2 protein-coding genes are annotated in these 18,405 nt (G+C 45.6%); both read left to right on the forward strand.

Features of this window, described 5'->3' with window-relative positions; translation table 11 throughout:
* Positions 1-47: 47 nt before the first annotated feature.
* Entirely contained in the window at positions 48-10,190 is a 10,143-nt protein-coding gene (locus tag NSQ11_RS02085) for an amino acid adenylation domain-containing protein (protein ID WP_342501230.1), read from the forward strand.
* A 13-nt stretch (positions 10,191-10,203) separates the two neighbouring features.
* Positions 10,204-18,402 carry an amino acid adenylation domain-containing protein gene (locus tag NSQ11_RS02090; protein ID WP_342501231.1) on the forward strand — a complete coding sequence of 2,733 codons (8,199 nt, stop codon included), beginning with the start codon at positions 10,204-10,206 and terminating at the stop codon, positions 18,400-18,402.
* Positions 18,403-18,405: the final 3 nt, after the last annotated feature.

Raw genomic sequence — 18,405 nt, forward strand, 5'->3', positions numbered from 1 at the left:
GGATGCAGCCTTGCAGTCCTGCCTAACAAAAAAGGAAAGGAACTCATATGAAACCATCAACCATTAACCAAACGAGTAGACATGAATCAATGGATGCGATTTTACAAGATGTAAAGACAACCATTTTACAAACCAACGAAATCGAACGCTTCGCTGTTTTTTCACGTGAAAAAACCATTCGACCGCGGCCGTATCACCTCTCTCATTTATTTCTCGACAAGCACATTGAGCAGGAGGCCGCAGCGGAAGCGATACAGACGCAAAAGGCTGTACCTGCTTTGGCCGATATGCCGCCCGCTCTTTCCTATGGAGGGGATCTCGACGTCACACAAGGCGCACAGACCTTACAGGAAGTCTTAACAGAGGCTGCAAAAACGACAAATGGGCTTACGTATATCGTGAATAGCAAGAACGAACTCACACAATCTTATGCGCAGTTACAAGGGGACGCCGAGAGGGTTCTGACTGGTTTAAGGGCACTGGGGCTTAAGGCAGGCGATCCTGTTTTCTTTCAATTCTCATCGAATCATGCCATGGTCACTGCCTTTTGGGCATGTGTATTAGGCGGATTTGTTCCAACGCTTGTGTCGGCTGCCCCAACCTATCGGGAGATGAATGCTGCAGTGAAGAAGCTTCATCACGCTTGGAAGCTGCTCGAGCATCCGCTCATCCTAACAGATGACTCACTGATCGAGGAGGTGCAAGGGTTAGCCTTACTGTGGCATACAGACCAATTACGTGTCGCAGCAGTTGAGCCGATGCTGACATTAGAAAGAGATACAGCCGCTCATCCTGCCGCGCCGGATGATTCCGTCTTCTTTATCTTAACGTCTGGAAGTACAGGGATGCCAAAGTGTGTAGAGCATTCCCATAGAAGTGTGCTGGCGAACGTCAAAGGAACAGTGGCAGCAAATCAATTTACACAAGAGGATGTCTCATTAGACTGGATGCCTTTAGATCATATTGGTGGCATCGTGATGTTCCACCTTGTCAATGTGTACACAGGCTGCGAGCAGATTCGGGCAAGAACGGATGACTTTATCGCTCAGCCGTTGCGGTGGCTTGACTGGATGGATCGCTACCGTGCAACGAAGACGTGGGCACCTAACTTTGCATTTGCGATGATCAATGATTATGAGAAAGAGATTTCATCAGGGTCTTGGGATCTGTCGGCGGTGACCTGCATGATCAATGGGGCAGAGGCGGTCGTTCCAAAAACCATCCACCGATTTCTACATTTGCTTGCTCCGCACGGCTTAAAGGGAGATGTGATCAGACCGGCTTTCGGCATGTCTGAAATCTCATCAGCGGTTGTGTTTTCCTTTGCGATTGAGCGTGGAGATGAAAACAGCGGGGTTCTGACCTTTGAGGAAACGTCGCTGACAGAGCAGCTAAGACCAGCAGAAGCACGTGAGACAGGAACCGTCAGCTTTACAGAGTTGGGCAAACCGATTCCAGGTATCACGATACGCATCGTCAATCATCAGCATGAGCTTCTTCCAGAAGATCATATTGGCCGTGTGCAAATAAAAGGTCCAACCACCATGAAGGGCTATTACCGGAATGACGAAGCGAATCAAGAAGTATTTCAAGCGGATGGCTGGTTTCACACGGGTGATTTAGGTTTCCTGCACGAAGGAAGGCTGACACTAACCGGTAGAGAAAAAGACATGATTATCATCAACGGGAAAAACTATCACAACTATGAAATTGAAGCCATAGCAGAGGAAGTACCGGGAGTAGAAACGAGCTTTGTGGCTGCTTGTTCTGTCCGAATGGAGGCTTCTGCATCCGATGAACTGATTCTCTTTTTTACACCGAAGCTGTATGAGCCGGCTTATATTATGAGGGCAAGTCAACACATTAAATCCCATATTGCAACAAAAATGGGCTTGTCTGCATCTCGCATCATCCCTGTCCAGAAGCATGCATTTCCCAAAACAAGCTCTGGAAAAATAGAAAGGGCACAGCTCAAGACAAGATGGCAAGAAGGCGAATTTGATGAAATGATCATGGAAATGGACATGAGACTTGAAAATGAACATACCTTGCCTGATTGGAGTTATCAAAAGAAATGGATACCTTCTCCACTTGATGCAGCTGACAAGCAGATCATAGGGGACGTTGTGATCTTTGCAGATCCATTAGGACTGGCAGATCAATTGAAATCTTTTGCAAACAGTGAACAAACATACATTACGGTTGAACCGGGTCAAGCGTTCAAACAACTCACACACACTCACTTCATCATCCACCCGAATCGGCCGTCTGACTACGAACAACTCTTTGAGACGCTCCGTTCGTATGGCGTTTCGGTGAAACACATCATTCACCTTTGGAACTATACAAACCAAGAAGACAAGCTTTATGTGGCCAAGGCGAAACAAGCGCAGAAAACGGGCAGCATGAGTGCATTATTTTTAACAAAAGCCATTTCCGTCTATGAGGAGCAGGTGGCCATCACTTTTGTCTCAGCCCATGCGATGAATGTGCCGGAGGATCAAATCCACTATGTAGAAAAAGCAACGACAGTAGGACTGATGACAGCAATTCAGCATGAATGGCCGTTTATCAAGGTTCAATGTCTTGATTTTTCTCTAGCAGAATCGGTATCTAGTCATTCCCATGCAATGGCGATGATGGCAGAACTTACACATGACCAAGACTGTCATGTTGTTGCTTATCGTCAAGGTGTTCGTTATATTCCCTTTTTAGCACCTCTTCATTTGGAAAAGGAACAGAAAAGGGAAGAGCCGCCATTTGAATCATCTGGGCTTTATGTCATAACAGGCGGGCTAGGCGGAATTGGCCGTTTAGTCAGTGAACACCTACTGACATCTTATCAAGCACATCTCGTGTTGCTTGGAAGAAAAGAGAGAGAGGCGCTTTCTAGTGACCAGCAAGAGACATTGGCTTTCCTAGAGAAGCGGGCAAAAGTGCATGGCGGCACGGTTCTTTATGAGAAAGCGGATATCACAGCTGAAAAAGAGGTGGAAGCAATCATCTCTAGACATGAGGTCGCCGGAAATCGAAGGCTGGATGGCATCATTCATTTCGCAGGTATTATTCAAGAAGAACTGCTTGCTGATATGACATCTGTGTCTCTGAATGACATGTACGAAGCGAAGGTATATGGAACGATTGCGCTTCATGAAGCTGCCTCCAAACGCAGGAATGTTTTATTTCTTTCCAGCTCGTCAGCCCGAACGCTAAAGGGCGGTATGACTGTCGGCGCCTATTGCGCTGCCAATGAGTTCGTGGAACAGTTTGCTCATTATCAGAAGCTGACATCTACAGTGAAGCCATATTGCTTTAGTTTCAGCATGTGGGACGAGATTGGCATGAGTGAAGGCTCCATGATAAAAGGCATGTTAAAAGAAAGAGGTTATCTTCCAATTTCAAAGCAGGCAGGCTTCCAAACGATGCTCGCATGTCTGATGACAGATGCTCCGCTCATTTATACGGGATTGGATCGATCGAAGAAAGAGATTCACGAGATGGTCCATGCGGGTGCGAAGATGCAAACAGAGCAGACCTTTTACGTCTTTTTCCAAACTGATCAAACAAAGGCGGTGGAAGAGCGGCTGTATCAATCGATTCATACGTGTTTACAGTCCCGTCTATCTGGTGAATATGCCGTGCATTTGTTTCCTGAGGAATATTGGAAAGAAACAGAAGATGGATCGCCAGACGAGGCATATTTTCATGAATTAATAGAGGAAAGCGGAATGGATTCAGACAACAGAGCACCTCACACAGAAACGGAGAAACTGCTCGCACACATTTGGTCAGAGTTGCTCGATGTCTCGGATGTCAGCTGCGGCGATCATTTCTTTTTACTAGGAGGTCATTCGCTGAAGGCGACGCAAATGCTGTCTGCGGTTAGACAAAAAACAGGGTTTGACGTGCCACTTGCTGTGTTGTTTGAACATACGAGACTCGGAGAATTAGCGGATTGGATCGATTCAAATGCCAAAGCAGATGAAGTGATTCCGATGAGAAAAATGGAGAAGGGTCAGGACATTCCGATGTCTTATGCCCAGCAAAGACAGTGGTTCCTCTATCAATTAGAGCCGGATTTGCCATTATACAATAATACGATTTCGTTTCGGATGAATGGGCCTTTAGATATCAAGGTGCTTCAGGAAAGTCTGCATCATATGGTGGAAAGACATGAATCGCTCAGAACGTCCTTTACGATGAGCGGGGATGAACCGATACAGGTCATTCATGAACAGATGGCCCTTCCAGAGCTTGAGGTGATGGACCTTTCAGGCATAGCGTCACAGGAAGAGAAAGAACAAAAAGCGGCTGAATGGGCGAAAGAAGAGGCATCCACACCTTTTCAATTAGAACACGAAGCGCTCTTTCGAGTAAAGCTGATTCGACTTTCACCCGCAGAGCATATCTTGCTGATGTCCATTCACCACATCGTGTCAGATGGCTGGTCGATCGGCATTGTTGCAAGAGAATTATCCGAGTGGTATACAGCGGCGATCGAAGGGCGGGAGCCTCACTTGCCGGCACTGCCAATTCAATATGCGGATTACGCACTGTGGCAGAAGGAGTATTTGACAGGAGAACCACTAGGTAAGCAGCTTGCCTATTGGAAGGAGCAATTTGCGGCACCTGTTGAAGATTTGGTATTGCCGTATGATCATCCGCGGCCGGCCGTTCAATCCTACAAAGGGAAGACGAAAACATATCAGCTGTCGAAGTCACTGTCTAAAAAGATTGAGGCGCTATCCAAGAAAACAGACAGCACACTGTATATGACCTTGCTGTCGGCTTTCTCTACTCTATTACATCGATTGTCTTCACAGGACGAGTTTGTCATTGGCTCGGTCATTGCTGGGAGAAATCGAACGGAAATGGAGCATTTAATCGGATTTTTCGTGAATACATTGGCGCTTCGGATCGACCATAGCGGGAATCCAGCCTTTACGGAATTATTAGAGCGAGTGAAGGAGACAACCGTCGGTGCTTATGCACATCAGGATGTGCCGTTTGAGATGGTGGTCGATGAATTGAATATTGTCCGTGATGCCAGTAAGCAGCCGCTGTTTCAGGTCATGTTTGTTCTGCAAAACTTACCGCTTGAAGCATCTCCAATGGGGGAGGCGACGTCGGTTTTAGCCATTGAAGATAATGATACAGCGAAATTTGATCTCTCTCTGTTTGTGTTTGAAGGAGCTGAAGGGCTTCAGTTAAAGCTTGAGTATCATGCGGATTTATTTTCTGATGACACGATGGATCGATTCCTTGCATACTACGAGCACCTGCTTGAAGGAATTTGTGAAAATCCAGCGCAGCCGATCAGACAAGTGAATTTCCTGCCAGAGAAAGAAAAGCATCAATTGCTCTATGAATGGAGCGGAAAGACTGATCAACCAAAAGGTCCGCTACTCATGACGGAACGATTTGAAGCGCAAGTGAAAAAGACACCTCATGCAGTGGCGCTCGAGTTCCAGGGAGATGAGTGGACGTACCAAGAGTTACATGAGAAAGTCGATCGTCTAGCAGCCTATTTGCAGCAGCGAGGCGTGACGCCGCATGAACCAGTTGGACTGCTCATCGACAGATCGCCTGAAATGATTCTTGGGGTGCTGGCCATTGTGAAAGCAGGCGGGGCTTATGTGCCAATTGATCCTGAATATCCAGATGCCCGCATTGACTATATGCTGAGAGATACAGGGATTCAGCTTTTACTGACAAAAAATGAATGGCTGAAAAAAGTATCCATCCATCAAACGGAACTTATTTGTCTTGATCAAGGGTATGAAGAATTTTTACCAGAAGCAGAGGTCATGCCCGCTGCACTAAGACCTGATGGACTTGCTTATATCAATTACACATCGGGGTCAACTGGACAGCCAAAAGGAGTACTGATCCCGCATCAAGCGGTCGTCCGGCTTGTGTGTGAAACAGACTATGTCACCCTTAATGAACAAACGCGCATTTTACAAATCGCCAGCTTCTCTTTTGATGCTTTTACGTATGAAATATGGGGAGCCCTTTTAAACGGGGGAAGGCTCATACTGACGGATCGAAATACCATTTTATCAATGGATACATTAGCGGAAGCACTAAAAACTTATCAGATTACAACAGGGTTCCTGACTGTGCCGCTGTTCAACCGTTTAACAGAAGAGCATCCAGAAGCTTTATCTGGACTTCATGCATTATTGATCGGCGGAGATGCCTTATCAGCCGCTCATATCCGAAAAGCACTACCATATTTGCCTGAAGGGCTTTTAAATGGTTATGGACCAACAGAGAATACAACATTCTCCTGTGTGCATCACATTCGGGCACTGGAAGAAGATCAGGCGACGGTCCCGATTGGACAGCCTATTGCTTATTCACAAGCTTATGTATTAGATGACCAAATGCAGCCAGTTCCGCAAGGCGTCATCGGCGAAATTTATGTTGGCGGCACAGGGCTAGCACTTGGTTACCTTGGAGATGAAGAAAAAACAGCATCATCATTTATCCCGCATCCTTTCCAAGAAGGAGCGCGTTTATATAAAACAGGCGATATGGGCCGCTGGCTGTCAAATGGCATCATTGACTGTCTTGGAAGAATCGATCATCAAGTGAAAATTCGTGGACACCGCGTGGAATGCGGAGAAATTGAAGCCGCTATGCTGACATTTGATGACATCACAGAATGTGCCGTTATCCCGCATCAGCACGAGAGTGGTCATAAGCGATTGATCGGTTATTTTGTCCAAAAAGGCGGCATGACCACGCAAGACATTCGCCATAACTTAAAAGACATTCTGCCAGATTATATGGTGCCAAGCCTATTAATAGAGCTGGATGAATTACCGCTCACGCCAAATGGCAAGGTAGACCAAAAGCGTCTTCCACCGCCAGAGTGGAGACAAGAAGAAGTAGAAACAGCCATTGACAAAGCAGCTACTGAGGAAGAACGTGTGTTAGAAAAAGTGTGGTCTCAGCTGCTAGGCGTTCCTTCTATTGGCGTCCATGATAACTACTTTGAGCTTGGCGGAGATTCCATTATTGTCATACAAATGGTGGCACGCTTAGCACAGGAAGGCTACGTCATCCAGCCGAGAGATGTATTTGAAAAACAGACCATCTCACAACTCGCACAAGCGATGAGAAAGTCAGAGGTCTCTACGGTCTATGATCAATCACCTGTGACAGGAGAGGTTCGTCTTCTCCCGATTCAATCTTGGTTCTTTGAGCAATCGATGACCAATCAAGATTATTGGAATCTCTCGGCGCATATTGAAATGAAGCGATCTGTTCCACATGAACAGTTAACACAGGTTCTTTCAAAACTGGTCGATCATCACGATATGCTGAGAGCTATATATACAAAAGAGGCAGATGGCACATGGATTCAAACCATTCGTGAGCCTGGTGTCACACCTTGTGTCACATTCTTTGATGTGACAGATGTGTCTCAAGAGGAAGCACGGGAACAAATCCGCTTGGAGACAAATGCCTGTCAAGGAACATTGTCATTAGAGCGTGGAGAAGTGATCAAAGCGATTCTTTTTCATACAGGTGAAGACACGTCTGAGCTCTTTATTGCTGCACACCATCTCGTCATGGATGGCATATCATGGCGCATGATACAAGAAGATGTACTAAATGGATTGAAACAGCTTGCTACGGGGCAGGACATCATATTTGCGAAAAAAACCGCCTCCTATAAGCAGTGGGCAGATGCCTTATACGAATATGCACAAACAGATCAATTACAAGCGCAGGCCTCTTTTTGGCAAAAAATCAAGGATCAAGAGGAAGAAGGTTCTCCTTTCCAACTGCCTGCGCTTTCTAATATAGAAGAACATGCAGAGATCCTGTCGGTTCAGCTCACAAAGGAACAAACAGATATGTTACTTAGACAGGCCTCACAAGCATACCGAACAGAGATTAACGATTTACTGTTAGCAGGACTCACGCAAGCCATTGGAAAGCCAATGCTCATCACGTTAGAAGGGCATGGACGCGAGGATTTATTTGAACAGATGGATTTGTCACGGACAGTCGGCTGGTTTACAAGCTCTTATCCTATTTTTATTCCTTTTATACAAACCGATGTTGCAAGACAAATCAAAGACGTCAAAGAAACCTTACGAGCTGTGCCGCAAAAGGGAATCGGCTATGGTTTGCTTCAATACATGACAGAACCTCGTTTACTCAAAACGGTAACGCCGCAGATGAGCTTTAATTACCTCGGTCAGTTAGATCAGGCAGATGGCGAAGCCAAGCTGTATATAGCAGACGAACGAAATGGACATGTTCACGATCCGAAAGCAGAAAGACAGCATTTGATCGATGTGTATGGATATGTGACAGATGGCCAGTTGCAGATGAACTTTATGATCAATCGTGAACTGCTGCAAGATCAAGAGGTGCGGTTGTTACCTGAGCGTTTTAAAGAAAAGATGGAGATCATCTTGACGCATTGTGTTGAAGCGAGCGGCGGCTTTACACCATCTGATTTTCCGATGGTTCAGCTCACGCAAAAGCAAATAGATGAACTTCCAGACAATGTAGTCGATGTGTATCCGCTGTCTCCAATGCAGCAAGGAATGCTGTTTCATGCACTGCTAGATCAAGCCTCACAAGCTTATTTTGGTCAGGTGCATATGACGCTCCAAGGCTTAACAAACGGCGATGCCTATGAACAAGCTTGGAATCTTCTTGTAGAACGTCATTCGATTTTGAGAACAAAATTCGCTTGGGAAGGGCTGAAGGAGCCTGTTCAGTTCATTCAATCAGAAGGAAGCATCCATCTCACTCAGCACGATGTGCGCCACCTGAGTGACGAGGAGCAAGAAGAGACAATCGAACACTTTTTAGTATCTGATCGTTCAAAGGATTTCAATTTAGACCATATAGATGAACCGCTGATTCGGATTGCTTTATTCCGTTGTGATGAGGAAAGATGCACGTTTGTCTTTAGTTTTCATCACATTTTAATCGATGGATGGAGTTTGTTCAGCTTTATTCAGGAATCCTTTGCGCTTTATCGCTCTCTTGTGGACGAACGAGAGATCAGTCTTTCTACAGTCCGTCCATATAAAGATTTTATCGAATGGCTGCAAAAGCAGGATCAAGAGAAGGCGCAAGAATTCTGGCAGCGTTATATGTCAGGCGTAGAGGAAGCGACACCGCTTCCAGGAGACGGCGAAGAACATGCTTCAGACCAAGAAGCAAGCATGGCGCAGTCCAGCGTCAAATTGACGCCAGAGAAGCAACTGAAGCTGGAGAAGATGACAGGCAAGCAGAAGGTCACGTTGAGCACACTGATTCAATCAGCGTGGGGACTGCTCTTGCACCTTCATTCAGGCGCAGAGGATGTCATATTTGGGGTGACCGTATCTGGCCGGCCAGCCGACTTACCAGAAGTGGAAAGCATGACAGGGCTCTTTATTAACACATTGCCGCTTCGTCTTTCGATCCATTCGGACTGGACGATTGCGCGATTGCTCGCCTATACACAGGAAACCGTTTTTCAGATGAGAGAATACGAGTATACTGTACTGCCAGATATTCAGCAGATGACGGAAATTCCAAATGGAGAGGCATTGTTTCACAGCATTGTCGTGTTTGAAAACTATCCGATTGAGTCCATTGAGCCGTATGGCGTACGCATTTTAGACATCGCCAGTCATGAAGAAACAAATTATGACTTAACCCTTGTCGCAGTGCCGGGAGATACACTGGAGCTTCGGATCACATACAACTTACATCAATATACAGAAAAGCAAATACAAACGCTGATGCAACAGCTGATTCACACACTTGAAGCCATGACAGAACAAGTGGATACGCCGCTATCTTCCTTCACAATTGTGACAAATGAGGAAAAAGAGCGGATGATCAGTGATTGGGCGAAAAACGCACATGTCAGCGTGCTATACCCAGACCAAGAAGAAATATATGCAGGCGTACATGATTCTACCTATGAAACGGAAATATATGTCCTGAATGAAGAACATCAGCTCATGCCGGTTGGATTTCCTGGAGATATTTTTATCGGCGCAAAAGAGATCAAAGCACTTTTTGGAGAGCTAGCCGATTGGATGGAGGCGCATAAAATTCCGCATCCATTCAAACATCAAACAGGCGAATACCTTTATCCGACAGGGGATGTCGGCGTTTGGACAGAAGAAAGCAAGATTCAGATTTTGGATTGGATGTAGGAGGAGAAGAAGAATGCTAGTTAGTAGACGAAAAGGAAATGCAGCAAATCATATTGTCAGGATCAATGGAAAACGAATCGATCTCAAAGCATTAGAGAAAGTCTTCATGCTTCACTTTCCACTAAAGGAATGTGCGCTCATCCCGAAGAAAAATCAAGAAGGAGGCCTATCGCTTGTGCTTTTTGCACAAGCGAAGGACCCTTCGTTGACAAGAGAGGATTTGATGAGAGGCCCGCTTCATCCTGATGAAGTGCCAGCCGCGCTCGTCCTCGTCCCTTCCTTGCCGCGAAAAGAAAGTGGAGCGGTCGATACCGAGGCGCTGCTTGCCATTGATGTACTAGATGAAGAGGAACGAAGAAAGATAGAAGAGCGCACGAAAGCCATAGATGGAGTAGAGGAAGCAGCTGTTTTGATAGAGAGTCAGACAGAAAAACAAACACCCTATCATTTAGATGACCTCTTCCCGGATAGACAGCGTACAAATGGAAACGAATCGTTTTCAAAAGATGAAGTCAGCCAAACCATACAATCCTCCGTACAAGAAAAACCACCAGCTCTTGTTTATGGAGGTGATGTGATTAGAAAACCAGGTACACCAGTCACATTGACAGAGGTACTGATCCGAGCCGCCTTTATGTCAACAAATCGCGGAGTCACGTATCTCAAAGAAGGCGGTCATGAGGTGATCCAGACTTACCCGGAATTGCTCACAGGAGCGGAACGTGTCCTATCTGGATTAAGGGCAGCCGGACTTTCAAACGGCGATCAAGTGCTGCTTCAATTGAAAGATCATCAAGATTTTATCACGGTATTCTGGGGCTGTATTCTCGGTGGAATCATTCCAACCCCAGTCTCTGTACCGCCTGTGTATGATGAAATGAATCAAGGTGTGAACAAGCTCAAGGGCGTGTTTCAGCTGCAAAATGAGCCATTCATTATTACAAACGAAGCGAGTGCTGAGGACATTGCAGGACTGCGTGAAACATTTGAATCAAAAGCGATTCCGATTTTAACAATCGAAACATTACTTGCCTGTGATCCAGATGAACAGCATTATGAGCCAGAGCCGGATGAGCCTGTGCTTCAGCTGCTGTCCTCAGGAAGTACGGGTGTGCCAAAGTGTATCCGGCACAACCATCAAAGCATTTTATCTAGAATCATTTCCTTTGAGCAGGCAAATGGTTTCACGCATGAGGATGTATCCATGAACTGGATGCCGCTTGATCATGTAGGGGGCATTGTCATGTTTCATGTACATGATGTGTACCTCGGCTGCCAGCAAATTAGTCCATCCATTGATCAATTTATCGAACGGCCGATGGTGTGGCTGGATTGGGTAGAAAGATACGGTGTCACAAGGACGTGGGCGCCAAACTTTGCCTTTGCGATGATGAATGAATATGAAGACGACATTCGCAAAGGGAGCTGGGATCTCTCCACCTTGACCTATATCATGAACGCCGCCGAAGCAGTTGTTCCTAAAGTGACGCAGCGTTTCATGCACATCATGGGTGCGCATGGATTAAGCCGCCATGCGATGGTGCCGGCTTATGGCATGTCAGAAACATCATCAGCCATTGTCCAGTCAAAAGAATTCATGCGTCATGATGATCAGGGTGGACAACTGACCATTGATCAGACCTCATTAACAAGTGAGATTCAATATGTGACGCACGATCATCCGCACAAGATGACCTTTACAGAAGTTGGTGCACCCATCCCTTCTGTATGGATTCGGATTGTAGACGAGCATCACCATGTGCTGCCAGAAGATCAAGTCGGCCGCTTGCAGGTGAAGAGTCCAACGATTATGATGGGCTACTATCAAAATGAGGAAGCGAATGAAGAAGTATTTGCGGAAAACGGCTGGTTTCATACAGGAGATTTAGGATTTATTCATGAAGGGCGCCTAGTCCTCACAGGACGGGAAAAGGATATCATCGTCATCAACGGAGCGAACTATTTGAATTACGAAATTGAAGCCGTTGTGGAAGAAGTTGAGGGGGTTGAAGTCACCTTTGCCGCTGCGTACGGCATTTACAATCCCGAATCAAGTAATGACACACTCGCCGTCTTTTTTGTCACGGAGAAGGATTCGATAGAGGATCAAATCACAATGATTCAGCAGATTAGAGAGAGCATCATTCGCAAAATGGGAATCGAACCTGACCATATCATTCCGGTGAAAAAAGACCAATTTCCGAAAACAGAAAGCGGAAAAATCCAACGTGCTCAACTAGGTGCGGCACTGAAAGATGGGGTGTTTCATGACATTGAACGTGCACTTGATCTTGCTTCGGAAAATGAACAAACCCTCCCAGATTGGTTCTTTAAACGTATTTGGGTAAAAGAGAATATCGGTCCATCTCAGCCGGTATCCACTGATCATGTACTCGTATTTGAGGATGAAAAAGGGCTTTATCCATCGCTTTATGCCCAATTTGAACAAATGAACCTGCCTTATGTTTCTGTGAAAAAGGGTTATGAATTTTTACGCCTGTCAAAAGGGATGTATCAGATGAACCCTCGAATCAAAGGGGATTACGTCAGGCTTGTGGCGGCGCTTGAAGCCGATGAATTAAAAATTGACCGTATGCTTCACTTGTGGAATGTGTCAGACAAGGAGATGATTGCGAGCCCTGCGCAGTTCAAAGAACTGAATGCAAGCACCAGCCAATCCATTTTGTATTTGTATCAAGCATTGAGACAAGAAAATAAAGAGCCGATGCGTCTCGTTGTTGTCACAAAAGGTGGTCAATTGGTGAAACCGCAAGATGAGCTTCATGTGGAGAAAACGTCTCTTGCCGGATTATTAAAAACCATCCCGCAAGAATGGGAAGGGGCAGAAGTGTCTCACCTTGATATTGAAGCGGAGAATGTGGAACAGGATGCCAAGCATATTGCGGACGAACTAGGTGCGATTCATTTGAAAGCAGAAGTGTCTTACCGGCATGGCCAGCGCCTCGTACCAAAGCTGGAAAAAGTGAATATGATGACGGCACCTCAGACAGAAGGGTTTTTAGAATATGAAGGCTTGTACTTGCTGACTGGCGGGCTTGGCGGTATTGGATTTGAACTGTCTAAGCAAATGCTCCAATTTGGCTTGAAGCTCGTGTTAATTGGACGGACATCCCTTGAAGAAGACAGAGAAAAAGAGGCGTCATTCTCACAACTTAAAGATCTGGGAGACGTCCTTTATGTACAAGCCGATGTGACGAATTTATGTGACGTCGAGCAGGCGATTTATGAAGCAGAAAAGCATTTCGGACAGTCGATCCGAGGAGCGCTTCATTTAGCCGGTGCTGGCAATGTATCTGAGCACTTTCAGCATGTGGATACGTACACATTGGCTCATACAACAGAAGAAGATTTCGTCAAAGAACTTTCAGGGAAGGCAGATGGCGCTTGGGTGCTGCAAGAAGCCTTCAAGCATGACCCGTCAGTTCCACTCGTCTTTTTTGGATCAGTGAATGGCTATTTTGGCGGCACAACATTTGGTGCATATTCTGCGGCAAACAGCTTTTTAGATGGACTCGCACATGCCCTTACCTATCATGAGGGAAGAAGAGCGATTTCCTTGAATTTCAGCATGTGGGATAATCTTGGTTTGTCTAAGGGGCATACTGGGGCCGCGCTAACCGTTCGCAAGGGCTTTCAATTTATTGGAAAAAAACAAGGACTCCATTCATTATGTCTAGGTGTTCTGCTGAATGAAGCGCATCTATTTATCGGCCTAGATGGGGCGAATCAAGAAATCGCTGAACATCTTCAACCAGCACCAATACCATTTTTTGAAAAGAAACTGTACTATACGGTGCAATCAGGCAAAGAAGTGGATGCTGACAAGATCACAGACATCATAGAGGGGAACTGGGACATCAGGCAAGTGGAAGATATACCGAAAAAACAAGATGGCTCTATTGATCACGAAGCCCTCAAACAGTTCCATCACAAACACGCACAGCCGTTTGAAAAGCAATTGCCAGAAACGAAGACAGAGCAGGTGCTTGCGGCCATATGGGAGGATATTTTAGAAGTCGATCGTGTGTACAAAGAGGATCAATTCTTTGACCTTGGTGGACATTCATTAAAGGCCACTCAAACGATTTCTCGTATTAATCATGAGTTTTCAATAAAGGCACCGCTAAAAATCTTATTTGAAAGCAAGAATCTGGCACACTTGGCACAAATGGTCGATGACATCAATGGAGCACCAGCCATTCAGGAAGCCAGCATTCCAAAGCTGGAAAAACGAACAAGCTATGAGCTGTCACATGCTCAAAAGCGAATTTGGTTCTTATCTACATTAGAAAAGAGCCATCATTACAATATATTAGGTGCTTGGAAACTGATGGGCCAAGTACACATCCAAACGTTAACAAAGGCGATCGGTCTCTTAACAAAACGTCATGAAGCACTTCGCGCAACATTTCAAACCATTGGCGGCAAGCCGGTTCAAGTCATCCGTGAAGATCTTCCGCCATCAGTAACCGTTGCGAATTTCTCATTATTTAATGAAAAAACAAGAGCGAGAAGATTGGAACAGCTGATTCAGCAAGAGGCGAACCGCATCTATGACTTAGAACGGGGACCGCTTGCACAGTGGACAATTGTTGATATGGGGAAAGAGGAATATTACTTGCTTTGTGCGCAGCATCATATCATTTCCGATGCATGGTCGCTCAGCCTGCTTATTCAAGAATTAGAAGTCGTGTATGGTGCGCTATTATCAGAGAAAACGCCTGAGCTACCTGTACTTGAGATTGAATGGACCGATTATGTTCATTGGGAGAATGAGCAATTAAAGAACCACCATGAGGCTCAGAGCTATTGGCTAGAAACGTTACAAGGAGAGTTGCCGGTATTAGAGCTCCCGTTTGACCGTCCTCGTCCGCCGGTTCAAACATTTAATGGGGCTACAGAGCAAATCGTGATAGATGAACCGCTTGTTCGTCGTTTACATGCCTTGTCGAGGCAGCAAGGGACAACACTATTTATGACGATGTTGTCAGCCTATTATGTCCTGCTTCACAAGTTGTCTGGACAAACAGATGTCATTGTTGGATCGCCGATCGCTGGGCGTGATGTCGAACAATCAGAGAAGCTCGTCGGCATGTTTGTCAATACATTGGCGCTGAGACAGGACGTTTCAACAGCCGATACCTTTACCGATTTACTGGCAAAGGTGAAAGAAATGACGTTAAAAGCTTTTGAGCATCAGCATTATCCATTCGACAAGCTTGTGGATGACCTTTCAATGGATAGAGACCTAAGTCGTTCACCGATCTTCCAAGTCGCCATGGGGTATGTCACTGATTCGCTGGATATCAACCTAAAAGGACTGACATCGGAACAAGTGATGGTCCATCATACCGTCTCTAAATTTGATCTCACCTTGCATGTATTTGAGCAGGAGGACAAGCTGTCTATCCATGTGGAATATAATACGGATTTATTTGAGCAAGAAACGATCCACCGTATGATGAATTATTATCTCAATTTGTTAGATGGCATGACGGCTCAGCCTGAACGGACATTCGCTGACTTTTGCGTCATGGACAAAACAGAACAGAATGCCATGATCATAGGGAAAAATCAAACTGACACGCCTTATCCAAAGCGTACGCTGCAAGAATTATTTGAAGAACAAGTGCAGCGTGATCCGTACCGGATTGCTGTATCTTATATGGAAGAGCATATGACGTATCAAGATTTAGACGAGAAGGCGACAAATCTGGCTGCCTATTTACAGTCAAAGGGCGTTGGACCCGGTTCACTTGTCCCGATGCTGTTTGATCGTTCGTTTGACATGATGGTCTCAGTTCTAGGGATCGTCAAGTCGGGTGCTGCTTATGTACCGATGTCACCTGAGTATCCAGATGCCCGCATCGGTCTGATCGTTCGCGATACACAAAGCGATATCATTTTAACCCAGTCGCATCTGATCAATCGTTTAGACGATCTGAGCGGCACAAAGATTGAAATGGACAAGCCGTTACCAGAAACAGGCGCAGTGTATCAAAGGGAAAAATCGATTGTAGGAGAAGACCAGCTTGCCTATGTGAACTACACTTCAGGTTCAACAGGCACACCAAAAGGCGTGATGCTTCCTCATGCAGGAGTGGTCCGCTTAGTGAAAGAAACAAACTATATTGAGCTTGGTTCAGAAGATAAAATGCTTCAGCTGTCTAATTATGCATTTGATGCCTTTACCTTTGAATTATGGGGAATGCTGCTAAGTGGCGGTCAGCTGGTTCTGATCCCGAAATATGCTGCTCTGAATATGGACGAATTAACTCGTTTAATCAAAACGCATCAAGTCACAGCCAACTGTTTGCCAACTGCATTATTCAACCGGCTGATTGAGCATGATCCAAAAAGTGTGGCTGGATACCGTACATTACTCGTTGGCGGAGAAGCCATGTCTAGTGAGCATGCACGAAAGGCATTGCCACATATGAAGGGTGTGCTGATCAATGCTTACGGTCCAACAGAAAACACAACATTAGCGACCACTTATCAAGTCACACACGTACCGGAGGATGCAAGATCAGTGCCAATCGGTGTGCCAGTCGCCAACTCAACGGTTGTCATACTTGATGATCATCTCAATCCAGTACCAACAGGCGTCAAAGGAGAAATCTATATCGGCGGAACAGGGCTGGCAAAAGGATATTTGCATGACCCAGAGCGTACGAAGGAGCGGTTTATTGACAATCCATTCCCGGCATTAAAAGGGGACAAACTGTATCGTTCCGGTGACCTAGGGAAATGGCGGTCTGATGGCAGTATTGAATACCTTGGCCGAAAAGACAACTTGGTCAAAATTAGAGGCTACCGAATTGAATGTGGAGAAATTGAGACAGCCCTGCTCAAACACCCACAAGTAAAAGAATGTACCGTCATTGCTAAAACGTACGGCAGCTCAAAACGGCTGGCAGCCTACCTTGTCACAGATGGGGGAGAGCCTGTTCTCGGATGGAAAGCATTTTTACAGGAAAGCCTGCCAGGCTATATGATTCCAAGTTACTTTATCGTACTTGACGCAATTCCCGTCACAACGAATGGGAAGGTCGATCAAAAAGCTTTGCCGGAGCCGACAGACGCAGTCTCTTCCTCACATGAAGACGATCAACCGGTAACAGAAACACAGCAGCTGATTGTGACAGCTTTCAGTGAAGTGCTTGGTGTCAAACGAGTAGGAATTCATGATTCATTCTTTGATTTAGGCGGAGATTCGATTATGAGTATTCAAGCCGTTGCCAAATTAAAAGAAAAAGGTGTCCGTGTTGATCCGAAATGGATTTTCATGCACCCAGCGCCAGCACAGTTAGCGGCATATTTGGATACAGTGCCAGAAACAGGCGAGTCTGTCGAAAGAGCGCCGAAAGACTATGTGATCGAGTTGAAAAAAGGGGATCCGGCTGAACCGAGAATTTTCTTTGCACCGCCTGCTGGTGGAACGGTGATGGGGTATATCGATGTGGCCAAGCTCATGACACATGAAGGAGCTGTTTACGCCTTGCAGTCTCCAGGCTTGTATGAGGATGAAGAACCACAATTCCTTCATTATACAGAGCTTGTCACCATTTTTATTGAAGCCATTGAAACATTCTATCGACCAGGCATTGATTATTTGGCAGGGCATTCCATGGGCGGACATCTTGCTTACGGAATGAATCAGAGACTCTGTCATGCAGGAAAAGCGCCAAAAGGATTGATCATTTTAGATACGGTTCCGGTATTAAGAGATGAGGCAGATCAAGCGCTTCATGCCGATATGAACGAAGAAGAAGTGAAAATGCTCGCCCTCGTCCTAGGTATGGGGAACCTCGTCGGCATCAAACCAGAAGCATTACAAGGGTTCAGCTTCCAAGAAGTGAAGCAGAAAATCCTCAAAGAAGCAGAAAAGGATGAAGTCGTTCATCAATTTATGAATGATCACTATTTAGATAAATACTTGCAAATGCAGACTCATAATACCATCATGTCACAAGCCATTGAATTAGAAAAAGACCCATTCTCTGTGCCGTTTTATATTATACAAAGCAGCGATCACGCCACAGATTTCCAGAAGAAATTTGCCGATTGGGAAGCTTACACGAGAGAAACGTGCTCGTATTATCAAATAAAAGGCGACCATGTGACCATGATGAAAAGACCGCAGGCAGATCAACTTGCGCAGATTCTTGAAACGATCGTAAAGGGGTAAGGA

The sequence above is a fragment of the Bacillus sp. FSL W7-1582 genome, assembly GCF_038593325.1.
In the GTDB taxonomy this organism is placed as follows: domain Bacteria; phylum Bacillota; class Bacilli; order Bacillales; family Bacillaceae; genus Bacillus; species Bacillus altitudinis.

Excerpts from the sequence above, each read along its gene's own strand:
- NSQ11_RS02085 (WP_342501230.1), top strand. The coding sequence starts at position 48 with ATGAAACCATCAACCATTAACCAAACGAGTAGACATGAATCAATGGAT.
- NSQ11_RS02090 (WP_342501231.1), top strand. The coding sequence starts at position 10,204 with ATGCTAGTTAGTAGACGAAAAGGAAATGCAGCAAATCATATTGTCAGG.